At 61.8% G+C, this 22,979-nt stretch carries 18 protein-coding genes; 11 read left to right on the top strand and 7 right to left on the bottom strand.

Features of this window, described 5'->3' with window-relative positions; translation table 11 throughout:
* Positions 1-11 precede the first annotated feature (11 nt).
* Genes petA through ASD03_RS16475 form a run of 3 tightly spaced genes read left to right on the top strand, consistent with a single transcriptional unit; the run spans position 12 to position 2,787 of the window.
* Positions 12-590: a ubiquinol-cytochrome c reductase iron-sulfur subunit gene (petA, locus tag ASD03_RS16465; RefSeq protein WP_025427197.1), complete on the top strand. Its 579-nt coding sequence runs from the start codon at positions 12-14 to the stop codon at positions 588-590.
* A gap of 14 nt (positions 591-604) precedes the next feature.
* Positions 605-1,885, top strand: coding sequence for a cytochrome b/b6 (locus tag ASD03_RS16470; protein ID WP_025427196.1), 1,281 nt, complete (start codon positions 605-607; stop codon positions 1,883-1,885).
* A 32-nt stretch (positions 1,886-1,917) separates the two neighbouring features.
* Entirely contained in the window at positions 1,918-2,787 is an 870-nt protein-coding gene (locus ASD03_RS16475; RefSeq protein ID WP_025427195.1) for a cytochrome c1, read from the top strand.
* Between the two features lie 1,273 nt (positions 2,788-4,060).
* On the opposite strand, the gene ASD03_RS16485 is transcribed toward ASD03_RS16475, so the two are convergent.
* Positions 4,061-10,789 (bottom strand): kinesin, encoded by a 6,729-nt coding sequence (locus tag ASD03_RS16485; protein WP_057214317.1) that lies wholly within the window; start codon positions 10,787-10,789, stop codon positions 4,061-4,063.
* 607 nt (positions 10,790-11,396) lie between these two features.
* Between ASD03_RS16485 and ASD03_RS16490 the strand changes: the two genes are divergently transcribed.
* Entirely contained in the window at positions 11,397-11,765 is a 369-nt protein-coding gene (locus ASD03_RS16490) for an Hpt domain-containing protein (RefSeq protein WP_025427193.1), read from the top strand.
* A 181-nt stretch (positions 11,766-11,946) separates the two neighbouring features.
* Positions 11,947-12,267 carry a 2Fe-2S iron-sulfur cluster-binding protein gene (locus tag ASD03_RS16495; protein ID WP_025427192.1) on the top strand — a complete coding sequence of 107 codons (321 nt, stop codon included), beginning with the start codon at positions 11,947-11,949 and terminating at the stop codon, positions 12,265-12,267.
* Positions 12,268-12,730: 463 nt separating this feature from the next.
* Here ASD03_RS16495 and ASD03_RS16500 read toward each other — a convergent pair whose 3' ends face one another.
* Positions 12,731-13,360, bottom strand: a complete 630-nt coding sequence (locus ASD03_RS16500; protein WP_025427191.1) for a DUF922 domain-containing protein — start codon at positions 13,358-13,360, stop codon at positions 12,731-12,733.
* Between the two features lie 105 nt (positions 13,361-13,465).
* Between ASD03_RS16500 and folP the strand changes: the two genes are divergently transcribed.
* The 3 genes from folP to folK are packed head-to-tail and all read left to right on the top strand — an operon-like array spanning position 13,466 to position 15,214.
* Complete coding sequence (gene folP, locus ASD03_RS16505) at positions 13,466-14,317, top strand: dihydropteroate synthase (protein ID WP_025427190.1); 852 nt, start codon at positions 13,466-13,468, stop codon at positions 14,315-14,317.
* A 14-nt stretch (positions 14,318-14,331) separates the two neighbouring features.
* Positions 14,332-14,700 carry a dihydroneopterin aldolase gene (folB, locus tag ASD03_RS16510; protein ID WP_025427189.1) on the top strand — a complete coding sequence of 123 codons (369 nt, stop codon included), beginning with the start codon at positions 14,332-14,334 and terminating at the stop codon, positions 14,698-14,700.
* A gap of 1 nt (position 14,701) precedes the next feature.
* Positions 14,702-15,214 carry a 2-amino-4-hydroxy-6-hydroxymethyldihydropteridine diphosphokinase gene (gene folK, locus ASD03_RS16515; RefSeq protein ID WP_057214319.1) on the top strand — a complete coding sequence of 171 codons (513 nt, stop codon included), beginning with the start codon at positions 14,702-14,704 and terminating at the stop codon, positions 15,212-15,214.
* 69 nt (positions 15,215-15,283) lie between these two features.
* On the opposite strand, the gene ASD03_RS16520 is transcribed toward folK, so the two are convergent.
* Positions 15,284-15,835 carry a hypothetical protein gene (locus ASD03_RS16520; RefSeq protein WP_025427187.1) on the bottom strand — a complete coding sequence of 184 codons (552 nt, stop codon included), beginning with the start codon at positions 15,833-15,835 and terminating at the stop codon, positions 15,284-15,286.
* Between the two features lie 248 nt (positions 15,836-16,083).
* Here ASD03_RS16520 and ASD03_RS16525 point away from each other — a divergent pair, with 248 nt between their 5' ends.
* Positions 16,084-16,947 (top strand): cytochrome b/b6 domain-containing protein, encoded by an 864-nt coding sequence (locus ASD03_RS16525; RefSeq protein WP_162250506.1) that lies wholly within the window; start codon positions 16,084-16,086, stop codon positions 16,945-16,947.
* On the top strand, positions 16,944-17,732 hold the full coding sequence (locus ASD03_RS16530; RefSeq protein WP_025427185.1) for a molybdopterin-binding protein: 789 nt from the start codon (positions 16,944-16,946) through the stop codon (positions 17,730-17,732). Before ASD03_RS16525 ends, ASD03_RS16530 begins: the two co-directional genes overlap by 4 nt.
* 110 nt (positions 17,733-17,842) lie before the next feature.
* Here the strand turns inward: ASD03_RS16530 and ASD03_RS16535 are convergent, their stop codons facing one another.
* The 3 genes from ASD03_RS16535 to ASD03_RS16545 all read right to left on the bottom strand — a co-directional run bounded on the left by ASD03_RS16535 (position 17,843) and on the right by ASD03_RS16545 (position 21,060).
* On the bottom strand, positions 17,843-18,928 hold the full coding sequence (locus ASD03_RS16535; protein ID WP_057214322.1) for a TIGR01620 family protein: 1,086 nt from the start codon (positions 18,926-18,928) through the stop codon (positions 17,843-17,845).
* On the bottom strand, positions 18,925-20,418 hold the full coding sequence (locus tag ASD03_RS16540; RefSeq protein WP_025427183.1) for a YcjX family protein: 1,494 nt from the start codon (positions 20,416-20,418) through the stop codon (positions 18,925-18,927). The genes ASD03_RS16535 and ASD03_RS16540 overlap by 4 nt, the downstream gene beginning before the upstream one ends.
* 120 nt (positions 20,419-20,538) lie before the next feature.
* Entirely contained in the window at positions 20,539-21,060 is a 522-nt protein-coding gene (locus ASD03_RS16545) for a histidine phosphatase family protein (protein ID WP_057208685.1), read from the bottom strand.
* 415 nt (positions 21,061-21,475) lie between these two features.
* Here ASD03_RS16545 and dksA point away from each other — a divergent pair, with 415 nt between their 5' ends.
* A complete protein-coding gene (gene dksA / locus ASD03_RS16550) occupies positions 21,476-21,895 on the top strand; it encodes an RNA polymerase-binding protein DksA (protein WP_025427181.1) in 420 nt (139 codons plus the stop codon).
* Between the two features lie 101 nt (positions 21,896-21,996).
* Here dksA and ASD03_RS16555 read toward each other — a convergent pair whose 3' ends face one another.
* Positions 21,997-22,962 (bottom strand): flagellar biosynthetic protein FliO, encoded by a 966-nt coding sequence (locus ASD03_RS16555; protein WP_057208683.1) that lies wholly within the window; start codon positions 22,960-22,962, stop codon positions 21,997-21,999.
* Between the last annotated feature and the right edge of the window lie 17 nt (positions 22,963-22,979).

The following is a 22,979-nucleotide window of genomic DNA, read 5'->3' on the forward strand; positions in this document are numbered from 1 at the left end:
ATGGTTTAGCCGTGAGCGAACACGACATTTCAAGCGAGACCTCGGGCGAGCCCACTCGCCGCGATTTCCTTTACCTGGCCACCGGCATGGCGGGCGTCGTCGGCGCCGGCGCGGTCGCTTGGCCATTCATCGACCAGATGCGTCCGGATGCTTCGACGCTTGCTCTCGCCTCGATCGAGGTCGATGTGTCGAGCCTGCAGGCCGGCATGTCGCTGACGGCCAAATGGCGCGGCAAGCCGATCTTCATCCGCAACCGCACTGAGAAGGAAGTGGAAGAGGCCAAGGCGGTCGCTCTTGCCGACCTCAAGGATCCGGTTGCGCGCAACGCCAACCTTCCGACCGACGCCGAGGCGAACGATCTCGATCGCTCCGCCGGCGAAGGCAAGGAAAACTGGATCGTGATGATCGGCTCCTGTACCCATCTCGGCTGCGTGCCGCTTGGTCAGGCCGGTGATTTCGGTGGCTGGTTCTGTCCCTGCCATGGTTCCCACTACGATACGGCCGGCCGAATCCGTAAAGGTCCGGCGCCGGAGAACCTCGCCGTGCCGACCTTCTCGTTCGTTTCCGACACAGTTATCAAGATCGGTTGAGGGGACTACTGATAATGAGTGCTGAACATTCAACCTACACGCCAACGACTGGCATTGAGAAATGGGTTGATTCCCGTCTTCCGCTGCCGCGTATGATTCACGACAGCTTCATCAGCTATCCGGTTCCCCGGAACCTGAACTACGCATATACCTTTGGCGCCATGCTTTCCGTGATGCTGATCGTGCAGATCCTGACCGGTATTGTGCTGGCCATGCACTATGCCTCCGACACGACCGTTGCGTTCAACTCGGTCGAAAAGATCATGCGCGACGTCAACCACGGTTGGCTGCTGCGCTACATGCACGCCAACGGCGCATCATTCTTCTTCATCGCCGTCTACCTACACATCGCCCGTGGCCTCTATTACGGCTCGTACAAGGCACCGCGCGAAATCCTCTGGATCCTCGGCGTGGTCATCTACCTCCTGATGATGGCTGCCGGCTTCATGGGCTACGTTCTGCCCTGGGGTCAGATGTCCTTCTGGGGCGCGACCGTTATCACCGGCTTCTTCTCGGCCTTCCCCTTGGTGGGTGAGTGGATCCAGCAGTTCCTGCTTGGCGGCTTTGCCGTTGACCAGCCGACCCTGAACCGCTTCTTCTCGCTGCACTACCTGCTGCCCTTCATGATCGCCGGCGTTGTCGTGCTTCACGTCTGGGCCCTGCACGTCACCGGCCAGACCAACCCGACCGGCGTCGAAGTGAAGTCGAAGACCGATACCGTTCCCTTCACGCCCTACGCGACCTTGAAGGACGCACTCGGCGTCTCCGTGTTCCTGCTGGTCTATGCATGGTTCGTATTCTACCAGCCAAACTTCCTCGGCCATCCGGACAACTACATTCCGGCTGACGCTCTGAAGACGCCTGCCCACATCGTTCCTGAATGGTACTACTTGCCGTTCTACGCGATGCTGCGCGCCATCACCTTCAATGTCGGCCCGATCGACTCCAAGCTCGGTGGCGTTCTGGTGATGTTCGGCTCGATCATCATCCTGTTCTTCCTGCCATGGCTGGATACCTCGAAGGTGCGTTCGGCTGTCTACCGTCCCTGGTACAAGCTGTTCTTCTGGATCTTCGTGGTCAACGCCATCCTGCTCGGCTGGCTGGGTTCGCGCCCTGCGGAAGGCCTGTACGTTGTCATGTCGCAGATCGGCACTCTGTACTACTTCGGTTTCTTCCTCGTCATCATGCCGGTCCTCGGCCTGATCGAAACGCCGAAGCGCATTCCGAATTCCATCACCGAGGCGGTGCTTGAGAAGAAGAATGCGAAGGCACAGCCGGCCACCGCACGTGCCTGATCAGAACAGCGATTGATAAGGAACCCACAACAATGAAAAAGCTTGTAACAGGCATTCTGTCACTTGCTGTCGTCGCTGGCCTCGGTCTCGGAGCTGCTGTCGCTGAAGAGGCGGCAGGTGGCGCGGAGCATGGCGGCGGCACGCCCCACTATCCGATCCACAAGCCTGAGCAGCAGGACTGGTCGTTTGCCGGCCCGTTCGGCAACTACGACAAGGGTCAGCTGCAGCGTGGCCTGAAGATCTACACCGAAGTCTGTTCGGCCTGCCACTCGATGAATCTGGTGGCATTCCGTACGCTCGAAGGCCTCGGCTATTCCGACGCACAGGTGAAGGCCTTCGCCGCGAACTACGAAGTTCAGGACGGCCCGAACGCTGACGGCGAAATGTACACCCGCAAGGCCGTGCCTGCGGATCACTTCCCGTCGCCGTACCCGAACAAGGAAGCAGCTGCTGCTTCCAACAACGGGGCTGCACCGCCGGACTTCTCGCTGATCGCCAAGGCGCGCGGCATCGAACGCGGCTTCCCGCAGTTCGTCTTCGATATGTTCTGGCCTTACCAGGAAGGTGGCCCGGATTATATCCACGCGCTGCTGACCGGTTACCATGAGCCGCCGGAAGGCGTTCAGGTCGCCGAAGGCACGCACTACAACCCTTACTTCGCCAACGCTTCTGCGCTGGCGATGGCCCAGCCGATCTCCAACGATCAGGTTACCTACGAGGATGGCACGCCGCAGACGGTGGACCAGTATGCCAAGGACGTTTCGGCCTTCCTGATGTGGGCAGCCGAGCCGCACCTGGAAGACCGCAAGCGCACCGGCTTCATGGTCATGGTGTTCCTGCTGATCTTCACCGGTCTCGTCTACCTGACCAAGAAGTCGGTTTACGCCAACAAGGAACATTGATCGCAGACTGGCTTCGCCAGCTTGATCGAAACCTTAGAAAGGCCCCGGTTTGTCCGGGGCCTTTTGTTTTGCGCGGTGTTGTTTTCGTTCGACGGTGCGAAATGCGCATGAGGTGGCTCTGCCTGGACGGGAAAGAGCAACCTGGTGTCAATGCGGTGATGGGGTATCCGAGCCTTGTCTCGTGTTGTCGAACCGTGGCGCGATTGGTTGCGTCGGACCAGTGGGTCGGATCGCTGCTACTTCCCGAAATAAGCGCCTTTGGGGGTATGTGCCGGCTGCCGCCGGAATGCACTCAAACGCGCTGATGCAACGCAATGCCGCGTAGCTACTATGGTGGTGGCCGCCAGGTCGTTCTCGTCATGAGGAGTGAACCGCGACATCTGTCGCGTCGGGCTAATGCCAGATGCATGAGATGCTCGCGGCAGCTTCCGCAGGAGATAGTTAAGGTGTGGATACATACCACTGCGGAACCTGGCAGGGCGTCCGCCTGGGCCTGGGCAGAATTTTAGAATGCTAGGCATGTCTGCTGTCTTCTGGTCAGCGTTTGCTGATCATGCGACGAACATGCCCGGGCTTTTCCAAGCTCGAACCGCGCCTTTCTCGATTGTGGTCGACGGTGCGGCAAACGCCGTTCTCCTGCACTCCGGCCCACACCGCCAAGATTGGCTGCGGGATACTCTTGTGGACAATGGCGTCGGCCAGCCGACGCTATGAAAGGGTCATCCGTTGGGTGCTTGGTACTCCGCCACCTCGGCAGCATCGGCGGTGATGTAGTACGGCAGTTTGCCGTAGGTAGCCGCCGGTAAGCTGCCCACGTTGGCGCGCAACGCGCGTGGAGTAACTCTGCCATTCAAATGGGACTAGTGAAGCGGCTTCCGCTCCTGGGGCGTGCTTGCGCCGTAACATTGGCGATGCCGCGCATCCTTGAACTTAGGGCACTGTGCCGCCGCCAACGGCACTGTGCTGGCACCGACGCGCCACTTTTCAATGTCGATCCTCGGCGCCCGACGGCACCGGGTGGTTGGGGAAGATCGGCGGTGATGATGCGGCAGGGATTTTGGGTTCGACAGTGTGGTATCCGGATACAATGCGGTATCTGGGTAAGGCACACAACGACCGTCATCGCGCCGTGGGTCACACTGGGTCGATGCAGAACATCTCGAAGCCCTCGATGCGGACGCGAACCTGTTGCGCGCTTCCGCTGTGGACGACACATGTGAAAACGGCCCCACCTTGCGATGGGGCCGTCAAATCTTGCCGGTCGGGCTGCCTCTTAGTTGAAGCGGCCGGCGGCGTGGGCGAGCATCGTGTAGACCTTGCCCGTGTCGGATGTAAGGTAGGTCTGGGTGATGCGCTTGTCCGGATCGTTGCGTGCGACATCGGCGAGCAGCTTTTCGAAGTCGGCGATGTAGCGATCGACGGCGGTGCGGAATTCCGGCTCGCGGTCGTACTTGCGCTTGATCTCGTCGAAGGTCTGCTGGCCCTTCAGCGTATAGAGCCGGCGGGTGAAGACGTCGCGCTCGCCGCGCTGGTAGCGGCGCCACAGGTCGACCGATGCGTCGTGGTCGATGGCCCGGGCGATATCGACCGAAAGCGAGTTCAGCGATTCCACCACGTGGCGCGGGTTGCGGTTATCGCCGCTGCGGGCAACCGGCTGGCTTTCTGCCGGGCGCTGCGGTGCGGCTGCCGGCGCTTCTTCCCGCGACGCGGCACGCAGCAGGTCTCGCATCCAGCCACCGCCTTCTGCGACTTCGCTGGTGACGGCCTGCGTTTCCGGCTGGGCCGGGGCAGGCTGCTGGACGGTCGCCTGTTCGATGCCGAGGCTGCCGCGCAGGGCAGGCGCCGGATCCTGGCGACGCGGCTCTGCGACCGGCTGCTGGACCGGACGGGCGACAGGCGCTGCAGCCACAGCAGCGGCAGCAACCGGCTGCTGGCGCAGCGGCTGGGCGACTTCGAGCTGCGTCGAGGACTTGCCGATGATTTCCGACAGCTCCTGCAGGGCCTTGATCTGCTCGGCCACGGCACGACGCATGACGGCGGCGTTTTCCTTGGCTTCCTCGGGCAGGTCGAAGGCGCTGCGCTTCAGCTCTTCGCGGGTCATATCGAGTTCCTTGCGGATCTCGCCGGCCGAGCGGCGGATATCGTCGGTCGCACCGCTGAAGCGGCCGATGGCGTCGTCGATCGCCACGCGAACGGCGTCGCGCAGCTGGATTGCGACGCCGTCGGACTTCTTGCCACTTTCGCTAAGCATGCGCTCGACGTCGGAGACAGACGACGCGACGCTGCCGCGCAGGCGGGACGCCACTTCCTTGGAGCGTTCCTCGGCGGTTGCGAATGCACCCTCGATTGAGGAACCCGCATCTTCGCCCACCTTGGCGATCGCCTGGCGGAGCGCCTCGGAGGCGCCGAGCGCGCGGCCCTCGACCGCCGAGAGCGTCTTGTTGACGTCGGCGAACGAGGTCTCGACGCCGGAGCGCAGCGTATCGGCAATCTGGCGCGACCGTTCTTCGGCGCGGGAGAAGACTGCCTCGACCGAGGCACCAGCCTCGTCGCCGGCCTGGGCCAGCGCATTGCGCATGGATTCGGCGGCTTCGGCTGCACGCTGTTCGGTGCTCGACAGCAGGCGGCCGACATCCGAGAAGGATTGCTGGATGCCGCTACGCAGATTACCAGCAACCAGACCTGAGCGCTCTTCGGCACGCTGGAAGGCACCATCGACGAAGCCTTCGAGTGCACGCATGGTGCGTTCGATTTCTTCCGAGCGCTGGACGAGGCCGACCGACAGGGTGCGCAAGGCATCCTGGCGTTCCTCGAGTGTGCTGACGAGGTTCGACTGGGCGGCGCCCAACAGGTCCGAGGCCTGGCCGAGCACCTTGGAGTGATCCTCGAAGCGGCCGACGATGCCGCCGATCTGCGACAGGGTAGAGGCCGAGATGTCCGAGAGCTTGTCGACCTTGCCTTCGATGAGGCGCGTAGAGGTCGACAGCATGTCGGAAGCCTGGCGCGTGGTTTCGGAGAATCGGGTGGCCGTAGCCTCCAGCCGCTGGTCCATGTCGCCGAGATTGTCGCTTGCCTGGTCGATGACAGTTGCGATCGCCGTGTTGTTGGCGGCGAGCTGGTCGATCAGGCCGAGGGCCGTCGACTGCAGACGGTTCTCGACCATCTTCATCGCCTTTGCCGTTTCCTCGGCGCGCAGCGAGATGGCGTTGAGCGTCTCGCCGGTGCGTTCGGTAATGGCATTGACCAATGCGGCATTTTCCGCGCGCAGGCGATCGGTGCTGTCCTTCGTCAGGCTGGCGATGCGCTCGGCAGCCTCACGGCCGGTTGCGGCATATTGATCGATGACCGGGCGTGCCTGCTCGTCGATGATGCGCGACAGTTCCATAGAGCGGCCGGCGAGCATCGAGTTGAGTTCGCGGGTCCGATCGTCGAGCGTGCTGCGGATCGCCTCACCACGGGCTTCCAGTGCCTTTTCGGCATCTGCCAAGCCCTGCTGGATGTTCTGGGCGTGGCTGGCAACCTGGCCATGCGTGGCGGCAAGGCGTGCAGTGGCGGTGTCAGAGGCATCGGCGACCGAGCGGGCGAGTTCGGCATGGCGTGCGGCCGTTGTCGAGGCGGTCTGCTCAATGGCATTTGCGAAGTCGGCGTTGCGGGCCGCCAGCACATTGGCGAAGTCCTGACCAGCCTTGGAAAGAAGGCCGGCGGAACGGGCCGCTTCCGCGTCGAGGTCCTGCGCTGCTTCGCTAACCGCGCTGCGAAGGCTGGTGACGAGACCGGCAGCCTTGCCCTCGATGCGGGCGGCTTCGGTGTCGAGTTCCTGGGCAACATCGCCGACTGCGCCGCGAAGGCTGGTGACGAGACCGGCAGCCTTGCCCTCGATGCGGGCGGCTTCAGTGTCAAGTTCCTGGGCAACATCGCCGACTGCACCGCGAAGGCTGGTGACGAGACCGGCAGCCTTGCCTTCGATGCGGGCGGCTTCGGTGTCGAGTTCCTGGGCAACATCGCCGACTGCACCGCGAAGGCTGGTGACGAGACCGGCAGCCTTGCCTCCGATGCGGGCGGCTTCGGTGTCGAGTTCCTGGACCACATCGCCGACTGCGCCGCGAAGGTTGCTGATGAGGTCCGCGGTCTTGCCTTCGATCCGGCCGGCCTCGGCGTCGATCTCCTGCGTCGCTTCGCTGACGGCGCCGCGCAGGCTGGTGACAAGCACCGCAGCCTTGCCTTCGATCGTGCGGTTGACGTTTTCGAGGCCGATGTTGAGGGCGCGGTCCATGGTGCCGAGGCGCTCTTCAATGCGGTCCGTACCGGCATTGATGGCGCTGGAGATGCGGCTTGCGGCTTCCTCGCTGACGCGGTCGATCTCGCCGGAACGCTCACCGAGGCTGTCGGCGATGCGCTGGCCGGCGTTGTCAACGATAGCGTTGACACTGTCGACGCTATCGCGGACGCGATCCTCCAGCGAGCCGAGGCTCGTTTCCAGGCGCAGACCGGTGTCATCGACCAAGGCATTGACGCTGCCGACACTGCCTCGAATACGGCTTTCCAGAGAACCGAGACTTGTTTCGATCTTGGCGCCGGTATCGTCGACGATGGCATTGACGCTTCCGACGCTGTCGCGGATACGATCCTCCAGGGTGCCAATGCTGGCCTCGATGCGGATACCGGTGTCGTCGACGATTGCGTTGACATTGCCGACGCTGCCGCGGATGCGGTCTTCCAAAGTTCCGAGGCGAGATTCGATGAGGCTGCTGGTTTCATCGACGATGACGCTGACCTTATCGACGCTCCCGTGCATCCGCCCCTCGAGCGAACCCAGACGGGTCTCGATGCGGGCGGCCGTGTCATCGACGATCGTGCTGACATTATCGACGCTGCCGCGCATACGGTCTTCGAGCGAGCCAAGACGGGTCTCGACACGAACACCCGCCGCATCGGCAATCGAACCGACATTTTCGGCACTGTCGCGCATGCGCTCTTCAAGCGCGCCAAGGCTTGTCTCGATGCGCAGACCGGTGTCGTCAAGGCGGTCGTTGAGGCCGTTGATCGACATGTCGACGCGGTTGGTCAGCGTGTCGGCGGCGAGGCTGATCTGGCCGGCCGTTTCCGCCAGGCGCTCGGCAATGTTGCCGGTCGTCGAGCGCATGCGGGCTTCCAGCGTTTCGCCGCTGCGGTCGATGATGCCGGCAAGTGCCGCTTGGCGCTCTTCGAGCGACATTTCGAGCATGCTGGCGCTGGTGGCAAGGCTGGTGGCGATCGACACGGACTGGTCGGACAACATGCCTTCCAGCTGGTCGCGGCCCTGGTCGACGGCGAGGTTGATTGCGTTGATCCGGTCGTCGAGCGTGGCTCGAATCTGCTCGTGGGTCGAGGAGAGTGTTTCGCGCAGGTGCTCGGCGCGGCCGGTCAGCGTCTGTTCGATTTCCGTCGCCTTGCCGGCGAGCGAGGCTGTCGCCTCGGTGGTGCGCGCGGTCAGCGCCTCGGCGATCTGGGCGCTGGTGGCCGTCAGGACGTCCGAGATCTTGCCCACGCGGCCGCTGAGGTCTTCGGCAATGCGAGCGCTGGTGTTGGTAAGAGTGTCGGAGATCTGGCTGACGCGGCCACCGAGGTTTTCGGCAACGAGGGATACGCTGTCCGAAAGCTTCTGTTCGATTTCACCGACACGGTCGGTCATCGTCTCGGCAACGGCCGTGGCGCGGAAGGTGAGGTTGTCGGCGACGTCTTCGGCATGACGGCTCAGGGAATCTGCCATTTCGTTGGCGCGGGCCGTCATCGTCGAGGTGATGTGGGCGGAGCGATCGGCGAGAACGCCGTCGAGTGCCGATGTCTGGGTCGAAAGGGTTTCTGCAATCGCCTGGCTGCGTTCCGAAAGAACACGCTCCAGCCGGTCGGCCGTTTCGCCGACGGCACCTTCGATCGCGTCCGTTCCGGTCGAAAGCACGGTCGAAAGGGCAAGGGTGCGCTCGGACAGGGTGTTGTCGAGGCGGTGCTGGCTTGCCGCGATGGCGCTGGTGATCTCGTCGGTCGAGCCGGTCAGCGTCTGCTCGATGCGGGCATGGGCCGCGTGCAGGCCATCGACGAACTGTGCCGTGCGGGTGTCGAGGCCCTCGGTCAGGCGCTGTTCGCTTGATGTCAGTGCATTTGCAAGCGCATCTGCGCGCTGGCCAAAGCCGTTCTCGATGCGATCCTGAGCCTCGGACAAGGCGCCCATCAGGCTGCTGGTCTTTTCGGAAAGAACGCTGTCGATGCGGCTATGGGCTCCGCCGATCAGGTTGCTGAGATCGGACGTGCGGCTGCCGATCGTCTCCTCGATGAAGTCGTGGGTGGCGCCGAGTGCTGTCGCGAGTGTGAGCGACTGATCCGAAAGCGCCGAGCCGATCTTCTCGATGCTGCTGTCGAGCGCGCCACCGATGGCATCCGAACCGCCACTGACGGTCTCGTTGATGCGGTGCAGGCTTTCCATCAGCTTGGTGTCGAGCAAGCTGGCGCGCTTGTCGAAGGCCGATGCGAACTCGTGGAAGCGTTCGTCGAAGGCGGTGGCAAGGTGGCCGACTGTCGTCTGCAGCTTTTCTTCGAAGAATCCGCCGCGCAGATCGAGATCCATGATGGCATCGTCGGCGCTGGAGCGCAGGCTCTGGCGGAAATGCGCACCCTTTTCGTCGAGGGTGGCGTTGAGCGTCGCGAGCACGTCTTCGAGGCCGCCGGCAATTGCCTGCTGGCCGACGCTCAGGCTTTCGTTGAGGTCGCGGGTGCGGGCAATCAGCGTTTCATTGAGCTGGCGGGCGCGCTCGTTCAGCGCGGCATTCAGCTTTTCAGTGTTAGCATCGAGCGAGGAGGCGCGGGTCTCGAACTGGCCGAGCAGCTGCTCGCCGCGCTTTGTCAGCGTATCGCTCAGCTGGTCGAGGCGGGTGTCGAATTCGCTGCTGAGGCCGAGGCCGGCTGCCGTCAGGCCGGAAAGGAGCGAGTCCGTGCGGTTCGACAGCATGGTGCTGATGTTCTGCAGCGCCGTGTCGGACTTTTCGCTGAGTGCCGCTGCCCGCGTGTCGATCAGCGAGGCAAAAGCCTCGCCGGAGATGGCGATGCGCGAGGCGATGTCTTCGCCGGCCTGGTCGAGATCGTCCTTCAGCTTGCCATGCGCACCGGCGATGGTCGAGCGGATGCGCTCGGAGTGGCCGATGATGGCTTCGCGCTCAAGGCCCAGCTCCTGAACCAGCGTACGCACGCGCAGTTCGTTTTCGCTGTAGCTGCGCTCGAGCGCATTCACCTCGGAGTGAACCAGCGTTTCGAGTTCGGTGGCGCGCGCAATCGTGCGCTCGATGCCTTCGTTCATCGCCGAGACTTCGCGGCGAACGGCCTGACCGACGGTCATGACCCGGTCGGCGGCCGCAGTTTCCGGTTCGGCCAGGCGCAATGCCACTTCGGCCATGGAGCGCGCGGCGTTGCGCAGTTCCTGCGCGCGGGCGATCATGATGGCGAAGGAGAAGAAGAGCATGATCGGCAGCGCGATGCCAATGGCGACGCCGACGGCACCCGGGGTGGCAGCGAGATCGCTCAGCGAGCGGATCTGCCAGATCTGTGGGCCATAGAGCAGGTTGGCGACACCGATGCCGGCCACGGCCCAGATCACCGAAACGAGGGCTGCGACACGGATGGCGGCGCGGTTCGAGCGAACGTCGAGGGCGCGCAACATGGCAGCCGGAGAGCGGCGCCCATCGTCGTTTGCCGGAGAAAGGGGAGGCGACTTTGGCGCAGGTTCAGGAGCGAGCCCGCGTGCGGCGTCATTTGCTCGCGCGGCGCGGGGGGCTTCCTGCTGAGGCTTGGCATTTCGGCTGTGATCGGGCTGAGCAGCCTGATTAGTGGAGTCAGACACATTTTCCTCCGGATTATCCAAGGAAGTCTTGTCGTTAGGGCTCGACTTAAGCTCGTCAAAATCGATCTTAAGGGCCGCTTCCAGAGCCTGGAAGGCCTTTTCATCAATTGACTCGTTGCTCTTCTTCGTCGCCATAGGGATACGCCTCATTACCTTTTGCCTGCGATGAAGCGTGTCCATTTGATCCGCGATTGCGGCCAGGCACTGACTTCACCGGGGCGGTGACGGCAAGATACGCGCATCACATCTACGCAATACCCTACTGAACACCACTGCATTTCCTCGATGGATAGTCGGAATTGACCCTCGAGGGCACCACTCGCACAGCTTATCCACCGGAACGGTTGCCATTTTCGTACGCAAGCCCGTTCCTAACCGTATCGTAGTGACACATTAGCCCGGTTGTTACAATTAAGAGCACTCCAGCTTCATTAAAATCCTAATGAATTCTTAATGTGGCAAAGGGGTTTAGGTCGGAAAAGGCAAGGAAATCAGGAGGTTTAACGAGCGTTAACCATTTTCCCAGATTCCTGCCTATATTGCGCCCCGTTTTAAGCCGATAGCAGCGCCCGCCCGTGGAGGATGGTAGCTCGCAAACCGTAGCGATCGTCCGGCGACGAAGCTTGGTGAACAGGCGTCGTCGGTCACGGTGTCCGTGCCGCCCATGGCAATTGGACCGCGAATGTCGCGGGACGGCGTCGGATAAAGACCAACAGCATACAAACAATAGGGAAATTGGCTCATGGCGGCCCTCAGAATTGCCTTCGAAGCTCCCGACACTCCGGGTAGCTCTTCTCTTTCCGGCAAGAAGCCCATCGATTTTGCCCACCTTGCCGCGCAGACAATGGGAGACAAGGCGCTCGAAATCGAAGTGCTGCAATTGTTCGCCCGTCAGGCACGCAAGGTGATGAAGGAAATCACCGATGGCGACGTGAATGGACGTGCCCAGGCGGCCCATCAGTTGAAGGGGGCCGCACTCGCTGTCGGCGCCGTCGACGTCGCTGCTGCGGCCGGCGCGATCGAACAGCGTCCGACCGATGCGGCTTTGCCCGACGTTCTTGCAGAGAGCGTGCTTGAGGCTGAACTGTTTATCCTGAAGCTCTGCCGCTGATTGCAGCGAGCCACAAAGGTGCATCGCGGCCCGCGCTGAAACGCCGCGTCCGCGATGCAACTGCCGGCTGTTGTTGACTGGATGGCCGAATTGTTGGAAGAACTTTCCCTGAATTCGCGCCCGCCGCCCCGCGCGGCTTTGCGCAATCGGCCAGTCCCATCAGCTTATTCCGGAAAGTGACATGACAAAACTTACGATCGTTGCCTTTGATGGCACGCGCCACGAACTCGATGTCGAGAACGGCTCGACCGTCATGGAGAACGCCGTTCGCAATTCGGTTCCGGGTGTCGAAGCGGAGTGTGGCGGGGCCTGTGCCTGTGCCACCTGTCATGTCTATGTCGACGATGCCTGGACGGCTGTCGTCGGCGCTCCGGAAGCGATGGAAGAGGACATGCTGGATTTCGCCTATGATGTCCGTCCGACCTCGCGGCTTTCCTGTCAGATCAAGGTCAGCGATGCGCTGGACGGGCTCGTCGTGCACGTGCCCGAACGCCAGGCCTGATCGCTGGCCGTTGGCGCCCATCTTCAGTCTATCGATCTATTGATGTCATGTTTGCCAAAAAAGCGCCTCGCTGGTCGTGTGACGAGCGAGGCTAGGAGGGCGCATCGCACGCAGATGAGGGAGGGAACATCTGCTGCATGAAGACACGCCAGGAGAACCTGTATTTGCTGCGTCGTCGAGCTTTGCGCTTAAAGAAACGAAACGACACTGCTGAACTCAAGTAACGGCAATATTTATACGTCGTGCAAGACCATGATGGTCCGCCAAATTCCTTTCGACAACGGAGGGTTGGATTTCAATTCGCCCCCACGTTCCATATTCTGAATATAAGCGAGTCGCTCAGCTGTAGCTATCGCTAGATTTCACCAATAAAATACTGTGGGTGCGCACTCGTTGAACAGGTCGCCTCAAAGTATATTCCGGCTATGCTTATGTCGGTCGTGACCGTTGAACAGCGACCTGTCTAGCGCTGCGTTTTCTTCAGCGCATCCAGCCGGTATTGCAGCAATCGGATTATGCGCTTGTCGAAATTGGCCGCCTCCGTCCGGTCGAACCGGGCCTGGTCCTTGTCGTGAGCGGCGATCGCTTCGGTACTGGCGCGTGTGACGCTTTCTTGCATCTGTTCGCAGTCCGCCTGCGGCCTCAGGGCCAGAAACATCTTCTCCATCTCGCGGGCGTGGTTGCGGGCGATCTCGGCGTGGCGTTCCTCGTGCCGCTTGATATCGCTCGACAACGTATCCCAGACCAGAGCGAGGTCGCGGCTGGCCTGCTTGCGATATTTCCAGCGCGGCAGGATGATGCGCGTGCTGAGCGTGACGCGGGCGACGCCGACCGCGCAGCGTCCGCCGCGATTGACGTAGGTGATCGTGCCGCCAAACTTGATCCGCGTCGCGCCCGGATGGCGCGCGCCCGTCGATTTCATCATCGGCCCGGCTTTGGACAGAGCTTTGTCGAGGTCCGCCGCCGTGCGGCCGCCGATCGAGAAATAGGAAAAGCTCTTGTTTATCACCGTTTCGCCGGACGCAGAGCCCAAGGGCATGGCAACCAGAAGGGCAAGAAGGGCGGCTTTGAACGGAACGCGTACTCGAGACATCAATGCGTAGTTCTCTTTAGTTGAACTTCAATCAAGCTTGGGGCATAGCCAGCGTGGGTGCAACAGCAAATCGAAATGGTTGTCTGCGGCGCATCGTGAGGGGAAATGACTTACAATCCATTTCAAAATTTTCATTGGAAGCTGGCGCATGGCCGTAGTCTCGAACTGGGGCCGCGTGGCGTTTTGATGGCGATCATCAATGTTACCCCCGACTCTTTCTCCGATGGCGGTCGTTTCACGGATACGGCAGCAGCCGTTGTCCAGGGCAAGCGCTGCATCGACGACGGCGCCCTGATCCTCGATGTTGGCGGTGAATCGACCAGACCGGACGCAGCGCCCGTGAGTGCCAAAGAGGAACAGAACCGGATCTTTCCGGTCATCGCGGCATTGGCGCGCGACACCGATGCGCTCATTTCAGTCGATACCTATAGGGCAGAGACCGCACGGCTTGCCGTCGACGCTGGCGCCCACATCATCAACGACGTGCACGGCCTTCAGCGCGAACCGGATATCGCGCGGGTTGCTGCGCAGACGGGCGCCGGGCTCTGCATCATGCACACAGGCCGCGATCGCCAGAAGCTTGCCGATGTGGTGGACGACCAGTTCCATTTCCTAGACCGCTCGCTGCAGATCGCGGCAGAAGCCGGCATCGAACGCGAACGGATCGTGCTTGATCCGGGCTTCGGCTTTGCCAAGGACACGGAAGAGAACCTCGAACTGATGGCGCGGTTTACCGAATTGCACCGTTTCGAGCTGCCTTTTCTGGTCGGCACGTCACGCAAGCGGTTCCTTGGTGCTGTCACCGAACGAGAGCCGGCGGACCGCGATGCCGCCACCGCGGCGACCACGGCCCTGCTACGCATGGCGGGTGCGGCCATTTTCCGCGTACATGATGTCGCAAACAGCAGGGATGCGCTGATGGTGGCGGATGCTATGCTGGGTGCAAAGAAGAGCTGACGGGACGGAAAACCATGAGCGCGACCTATACGATCACCCTGAAAAACTGTGCCTTCTTTGCGCGCCATGGCGTTCTCGACGAGGAAGAATTCCTCGGGCAACGGTTTTTCGTCGATGCGGAGCTTGAAGTGGAGCAAGGCTCGGCGCTGGTCGATGATTCGATCGACGACACCGTGCATTACGGCATCGCCTTTACCGAAATCGAGCGCATCGTCACCGGTCGGCGGCGCTATCTGATCGAGGCGCTGGCGCTCGAGGTCGCAAAGACCCTGTGCGTGCGTTTTCCGCAGGTCCGGCGTGCCAAGGTCTCCGTCCGCAAGCCGAATGCACCGGTTCCCGGAATTCTCGATTATGTCGAAGTCACGGTCGAGCACGTCGCCTGAGATGAGCGGGCATATCGCAACTTTGGGACTTGGCGGAAACCTGGGCGAGCCGAGAAGGGCCATGGCAGATGCATTGCAGATGCTCGATGCCAGGCCGGATTGCGCGGTTCGGGCCGTTTCGCGTCTGTATCGGACACCACCCTGGGGCAAGACCGATCAGGACTGGTTCTTCAACGCCTGCGCCGAAGTCGAAACGTTGCTCGGCCCGGAGACATTGCTGGACGCCTGCCTTGATATCGAGCGGCAGATGAAGCGGGTGCGCGACGAACGCTGGGGCCCGCGCACGATCGACATCGATGTCCTCACCTTCGGCGACCTGTCCCAGACCGAGACCAAGCTGGAGCTACCACATCCGCGCATGACTGCGCGCGGTTTCGTCCTGATGCCGCTTGCGGACTTTGCCTCCGGCATGCGTGTGAACGGACGGCGGGTCGAAGACTGGCTGGCGGATGCCGACGTCACCGGCATCGAGGTGGTGGACGAAGACAGGGGATGGTGGCGGGCAGGGGCCTGAGTTCGAGTAGCACAAAAAGAAAAGCCCCAGCGTTTGGCCGGGGCTTTTCTCCGCAATCTGGACTGTCGTCTACTTGATCGAGCCGACGGCGATGTTGTCGAGCTGGCGGTTGAGACTGACGCCGATCACCGGCACCATTGTATCCTCGACCTTCACCGAGATGGTGATGTTCATGGTCGAGTCGTTCTGGAGCCGGGCGATCATCGCGCCGTTCAGCTTCTTGCGGTTGATGCCGACGACGACCTTGTCCTTGGCGACGTTGCCGGAGACTACGTCGAGACCCTTGCCATCAGCGCCGTCGAGAAATTTTCCGGTGTAGCTGCCGCCCTTCTGGGTGATCAGCGCCGACATCGGTTGCTTGAACACGCCGACGCGGCAGAAGCCGTCGAGCTTGATGCCGGCATCATTGCCGGCAACCGGTTCGCCGGCGAGATCGCAGGTGAACTTGGTGCCCTTGTATTTCCCGGCGACGATCTCGCCGGGGCCCTTCCACTGGCCGGAGACTTTCTCGAAGAAAGCCTTGTCCTTGCCACCGGAAATGGCTGGCGTAGCAACGCCGACGGTTGCTGCGAGCGCGAAGGCGGCAGCGCCGCGAGCGATCAAAGAAGGGCGCGAGAACATAAACGATCCTTGATGGGTCAACGTCCGAAACTAGGAGCCACATTTGCGCGCAAATGGTTAATGGACGGTTTCTTTCGGGCTGATATCAAGGCTTCTTTGTGTCGGTGATGCGCTCTGTGCGCCGCAGATCGGATGGCTGCAAGGCAGTCACGGCGGCCTCACCGTCATGTGCTACGATGCGCGCAGACGTGTTTATGAAACTCTATCGCAACGGCGTACGTATCCACTTGAAACGCGGAGGTTTCATGATGGCAGCGGCGATCAACAGCACCACCCCGGAAACGGACATCTCGCAGGCACTCATAATCCGCCGCCACGGACTTGCCACGCGGCTGACCCATTGGCTGTGGGCACTGGCATTGTTCTTCCTGCTCCTGAGTGGCCTGCAGATCTTCAACGCCCACCCGACGCTTTATCTTGGGCAGCAATCGGGCTTTGCCTTCGACAACGGCGTGCTGTCCATCAGCGCCGCCCGGACGCAAGATGGAGAGGTCAGGGGCGTGACGACGCTGCTCGGCCGGGGGGTCGACACGACGGGTGTTCTCGGGGTCAGCGGCGCCGCAGACCGGCGTGACTACAGGGCATTTCCAGCCTGGCTAACGGTGCCTTCTTATCAAGACCTGGCGACGGGCCGGGTGATACATTTCTTCTTCGCGTGGCTTTTTGCGACCGTCTTTCTTGTCTGGTTGGTTGCGAGCCTGATCAACGGGCACCTGTGGCGCGACATCCTGCCATCGGCCTCCGATATCAGCGGCCTGCCACGAAGTTTCGTCAACCACGTGCGGTTCCGATTCGATCACGGCCGCAGCTACAATGGCTTGCAGAAACTCTCCTATGCCGCTGTTTTGCTCGTCTTTTTTCCGTTGATGATCCTGACGGGGCTGACGATGTCGCCGGGCATGGACGCGGCCTGGCCATGGTTGATCGACGTCTTTGCCGGTCGACAGACGGCACGCACGATCCACTTCGTCGTCATGCTTTTGCTCGTGGGCTTCTTCGCCATACACATCTTCATGGTTTTTGCCGCCGGGCCGATCAACGAATTGCGCTCGATGATAACAGGGCGTTACCGCATCGATAGCGAGGCGCAGCGCAAGGAGGCAGGGCAATGACGCGGCTTCTGATCAATCGCAGGCGCTTTTTGACCGCCGCCGGCATTGCCGCCTCGACGTTGCCTCTTGCAGGTTGTGATGCATTCGATGGAATCCTGCAAAACAGAAGCCCGGTCCGTGATGTCCTGGCATCGGCGAACAGCCTGACTTATCGGGTACAGCGGCTATTGATGGACGCGGACCGGCTGGCGCCTGAGTTCGCCGAAAGCGAAATCCGCCAGGGACAACGGCCGAACGGCTCGACCGATCCGACCGACCCGGAGTATATCGCCCTCCAGCAGGATTTTTCCGGATACCGCCTCGGCGTCACCGGTTTGGTCGAAAAGCCGCTCAGCCTGACATTGGCCGAATTGCGCAACATGCCGTCGCGGACACAGATCACCCGCCACGACTGTGTCGAGGGCTGGAGTTGCATCGCCAAATGGTCGGGCGTTCCGCTAGCCAAGGTACTTGATGAAGCCAAGATCAGACCGGAAGCGCGTTATGTCGTCTTCCATTGCTTCGATCGCATGGGTCTCGGGCTTTCCGGACCGACGGCCTACTACGAATCGATCGACCTCATCGATGCGCGCCATCCGCAGACGATCCTTGCCTATGGATTGAACGGACGGTCACTTCCGGTCGCCAATGGCGCGCCGCTTCGAGTGCGCATCGAGCGGCAGCTCGGCTACAAGATGGCGAAGTACATCAGTGCCATCGAGGTCGTTGCGGATCTTTCGACGTTCGGTCGTGGACGCGGCGGCTTCTGGGAAGACTTGGGCTATGAGTGGTATGCGGGCATCTAGTTCTACAGGCCGCGCGTCTTTTCAGACGCGCAAAGGTCGCTGAAGCACTTTGAATTTCTGCATGTTTTCATCCTTAAGTCGGGTAGGTTTTAGGAAACATGCAGTCGTTTCTAGACGTCGCCGTTCTGACTAGCCGCGCGACCGGCACCGGGCGCGAGGTCCGAAAGAAAGTCGCCGATCCCGGGACGTTTCAGTGCTCTGAAAGGCATCGGTCGGCAAAGGTCCATGGCAGCGATGCCGATGCGGGCGGCCATCAGTCCATTGATTACGCCTTCGCCGAGCCGGGCCGAGAGTTTTGACGCCAAGCCGTGGCCAAGCACCTGCTGGATGAGGCTGTCACCGGCGGCGATCGAGCCGGTGACAGCGAGATGGGCGATAACGTCGCGCATCAGCCTGATCATGCCGAGCGTACCGGGGCGGCCGCCATAAAGCTCGGCCATCGCGCGGATCATGCGAGCGGATTCATAAAGCACATAGCCGAGATCGACGAGCGCGCGGGGGCTGACGGCGGTGACGATCGACACGCGCTTGGAAGCGGCGAGAATGATGCGCCGGGCCTCGCGATCGAGCGGCGTCAACAATTCGCGCTCCGTCAGGTCAAGCAGATGCGGGCCATCGATGATTTCGCCTTCGGTTTCCTTAAGGCGCGTACGACCGCGTGCCGTGCGCGGATTGGTGGCGAGAAGATGGACGAGTTTTTCCGAAGCGGACCGTGCCAGCTTGGTATTGCCGGAAGCGGCGGCATTCTCCGTTTCCGTCTTCAAGCTCTGGACGGCAGTCAGTTGCATCATGCCTGAAAGCTCGCGGCCAATGACTACCAGCAGTGCCAGGAGCCCGATGGCAACGATACCCATTGCGGCATAGCCGAGCCAGTCGGCGCGGGAAAACAGGTCGCGGATGAGGCGGTCGACCCAAAGACCCGTCGCCAGCGAGAGGAGAATGCCGAATGCCCCCATGGCGATCTTGCCGACGGACAGGCGACGCCTGCGCGGGTTTGCCTCCGGCAAAGCGAGGCTTTCGACGCCAAGCGTCGTTTCCCGGAAGGGATCCTCCGTGTCGGGGGTCATCACCACCTTGTCGTCGAAGCTCGCCGGGGCGCGGCGGGGGCGGTCGCTTTCCGCCGGCTTCTGCTCCGGATCCGGGTTCACCGAAAAAGCACCGGGCTTTCGGCCACGGCTGTTGAAATCGTCACTCATGCCAACCGGTCTCCGAACAGGAACTGCATCGCCCGATCGAGCCGGATATGCGGCACCGACAGCTTCAATCCGCCGCCCGTCTCTTCAAGATGCGGCGGCCGGAAGCGCACGAAACTGAGCTCGGGCATCGGGTGCACGTCGCCGAATTTTTTCGCCGACGCATCGGCATCAAGCGCCCTAAAAAAAACTTCAGGATCATCCGGCAAGTCACCGGGAAATATCGCTGTTTTCCCTTCACCGTCGAAGGTCTCGCCGTTGATCTTCTCGCCAGCGATCGGTGTTCCGACGATAACCGGAAGCGTATGCCCTCCATGGTCGACCGTGGCCTCGCGTGTCGCCCGGACCGAGGCGATCGCCATGACCTCGAGCCCCGCACCGCTCATGCCGATGCGGGCGGCTGCCCGGCTGACGAGACGCGCCGTGATGCGCTCCAACCGATCGTGGCTTTCGTGGTGCAGATGGTCCGCCTTCGTCGCGGCGATCAGCACCTTGTCGATCCGTCGGGTCAGGAAAGACGAGAGCCAGCTGTTCGTGCCGGGACGGAAGCAGGCGAGCACGTCGGCCAGCGCCTGCTCCAGATCGAGCAGCGCTTCCGGCCCGCCATTGATCGCCTGTAGCGCATCCACCAACACGATCTGACGGTCGAGCCGAGCAAAATGCTCGCGGAAGAACGGGCCGACGACGTGCTTCTTGTAGGCTTCGTAGCGGCGCTCCATCATCGCCCAGAGCGAACCTTTCGGCGCACGGCCCTCGGGCAGGTCGGGCAGTGGCGAGAAGGTCAGGGCAGGTGAGCCCTCGAGATCGCCCGGCATCAGGAAGCGACCGGGCGGCAGGGTCGAGGGCGAGCTCGCGTCCGCCTTGCAGGCTTTGAGGTAGGCGGTGAAGCTTTCGGCGAGCCGGCGCGCGCTGCTTTCATCGGCGATCGCCGTTGGTCCCGCAGATGAGGCAAGCGTCAGCCAATCCGCCGACCGGTTGGCGCGGCCCGGAGCACGGGCGCGGGCAACCGAATTGTCGCTGAACTGCTTGAAATCCTGTGCGAGTAGCGGCAGATCAAGTAACCATTCACCGGGATAATCGACGATATCGAGCGACAGCCGGCCGGCCGAGAACAGCCTGTTCCAGCCGCTGGCGCTCTCGAAATCGAGGGTAATGCGAAGCTGCGAGATCGCGCGGGTCGAATCCGGCCAGATACGATCGCGCACCAGGGCGGCAATGTGATCCTCGTACTGAAAGCGCGGCACGGCGTCGTCCGGCTGGGGTTCAAGCCTTATCTTCGAGACGCGGCCGGAGCGCACCGGCTCGAACACCGGCAGCCGTCCGCCGTTGAGGAGATTGTGGACCAGCGACGAGATGAAGACGGTCTTTCCGGCTCTCGAAAGCCCGGTGACGCCCAGCCGGATAGAGGGATTGACGAGGCCCGATGCACGATCGGTGAGATTGTCGAATGCAATCAGGGCGTCGTCTTTGAAGCTGGTCAGATTTGGCGCCAAGTCGTGCTATCCCTCGCGGACCTTGCCGCTTTCGTTCATGCGAATGTCTGCCAGACGTGCGGCAGGTCCTGTTTGCCTTGGCGATATAGGAAATATTTCCCGCACCGCAACAATGGCATGTCATTTCGGTTCCCTGGTTGGCAGGATCAGCGACACCAGCGTGGCCGTTGCGGCGCCGCCTGGGCCTCCCTGTAAGTCAAGGATCGCAAGGGCTGCCGGCGGATAACCATGCGGAAGGGCGTCGGTCGCCGCCTCGTTCCCGGCAAAGCGGCGGAAGAGTTCGTCAATCATCGGATTGTGTCCGACGATCATCAACGAATTCAGATGCCTGTTTGCATCGATGATATCGGTATAGACGCTTGCCGGGCCGGTATAGAGCGCATCGACATAGCGGATCTGGATGTCTTCGCTGACGGATCGGAAGAAGGGTTCCGCGGTCTGGCGACAGCGGACCGCCGTCGAGCACAAGATCAGCTCCGGCCGGATGCCGCGATCGGCAGCCATCTGCGCGATCAGTTCCGCCTCGGCATATCCTACGTCGTCGAGCGCGCGATCGAAATCACGTTGACCGGGCAAGGCCCAACCGGAGCGGGCATGACGCAGAAGGAAGAGACGGAAGGGCCTGGCGGCACTGTCTTGCATATATTGAATTCCGGTAGCTGCCGGCCGCGGGTCGCGACGGGATAAAGTATCGCCGGATCGGGGTCTTGCGCGTCTCGCGGCGGATCACCACCTTTTCCCGTCGATGATGCAAAGATCAAGCTGTGAACCGCTTTTTTCAGGGGATTGCCCGGTTGCCGCCGGGCGCACCAATCCCGGCAAAAGGGCGGCGTCGCGCTGGCGGCAGAACATCCAAGTTACGACCGGTCTTCTTGGCGCCGGGTAGGTGATCATCTCTACGACTAAGATCTCATCTGTAATTTTGATGAAATATTCGCCAGTTAGCCTGAATTGCAAGCATTGTTAAAATACGGTTGAGTGTCTAATCCGAGGCTTGAATCGCGGCTTCCATGGGGCTATACACCGCCGCAATGAGATGTTCTTCAGGAGAATCGCGTTGAGTGAGAAGATCGATCTTAGTACCTTTGTCCTCTCGGAGGACGAGGAATTCATGAATGCCACCCACCGGGCCTATTTCCGGGCCAAGCTGAATGCTTGGAGAAACGACATCCTTCGCGAGGCACGCGAGACACTGGATCACTTGGCCGAGGAGAGCGCCAATCATCCCGATCTCGCCGACAGGGCCTCTTCCGAAACAGACCGGGCGATTGAACTGAGAGCCCGCGACCGTCAGCGGAAGTTGATCTCGAAAATCGATGCGGCGCTACAGCGGCTCGATGAAGGGACCTACGGCTATTGCGAGGAAACGGGAGAGCCGATCGGCTTGAAGCGTCTGGACGCCCGACCGATCGCAACGCTCTCGATCGAGGCGCAGGAGCGCCACGAGCGTCGGGAAAAGGTCTATAGGGACGAATAAGGGTCCGATTTCCGGATCAGTCTTGAGAAAAAGGCGCGGGTTGACCGCGCCTTTTTCTTTTTGCTGAATGTTTGTTCCGTGGTGAAATGACGCCGAATGTGTCAAGGCTTACGGCCGGCGGAGATGTCGGCGAGCATGCGGTTCATCTCTTCCTCGATCGTCGGCTCCTTGCGGACATCGTCGATCGGTGCGCCGAGCATCGGCTCATGGCGGGCGGCAGCGGCCACAGGCGCGCGATTTTCCGGACGTGCGGCCGCCGCAGCCGGCGTCAGCCGCTGCAGGTCACCGCTGATTTCGGCGTCGAGGATACGTTCGAAGTCCGAAAGCGCGCTTTGGGCAACGGGCTGCGATTGGGCAACGGCTGCAGGACGCTGTTCCTGCACTGGCGGCTGGGTCGGCAGCACGCGGCTGCGGGCGGCATCGAAGATGCCCTCGACCTTCTCGGCCGTATTGACAGGGGCAACGATCTCGGGCGCCTGTGGCGCAACCCTTTCGACCGGACGCGGCTCAATGGCCATCACGGGGGCCATCACAGGAGCCGGGCGCTGTTCGACAATCGGGCGAACCGCCGGGGCCGGCTCGACACGCGCAACCGGCTGCTCCTGCGGTATCGCCGCCGGACGCACTGGCGCGGCGACGGCCATCTCCGGCTGTACGACAGGGCGCAACTGCACCGGCGCTGCTGCCCTTGTCTCTGTTCCATTGCCGCTGGCAACCGGCTGCTCGATCGGCTTGCGCTCGATGACTGCCGGACCGTCGTTCGCTGAGGCGCTCTCATCGATCGGTGCAATCCGGCTTTCGATGACGATATCCGTAGGTCCGCCGATCATGATCAGGTGTTCGACGTCGTCGCGACGCACGAGCACCAGGCGACGGCGTGTGTCGACAGCGGCCGCATCGAGCACAGCGAGGCGAGGCTGCCTGTTCTTGCCGCCGCGAATGAAGGGCGACGACGGCCTGTTGCGCATGATCCAGAGCACGGCCACGAGGCACAGAAGCCCGATCGCAACGGCGCCGGCGGCGATAATGAATCGGCTACCGTTGTCTCCGACGATCGTTTCCATCATAGGCTGAACTCCTTAAA

Source organism: Ensifer sp. Root127 (assembly GCF_001425225.1).
Classification (GTDB): domain Bacteria; phylum Pseudomonadota; class Alphaproteobacteria; order Rhizobiales; family Rhizobiaceae; genus Ensifer; species Ensifer canadensis.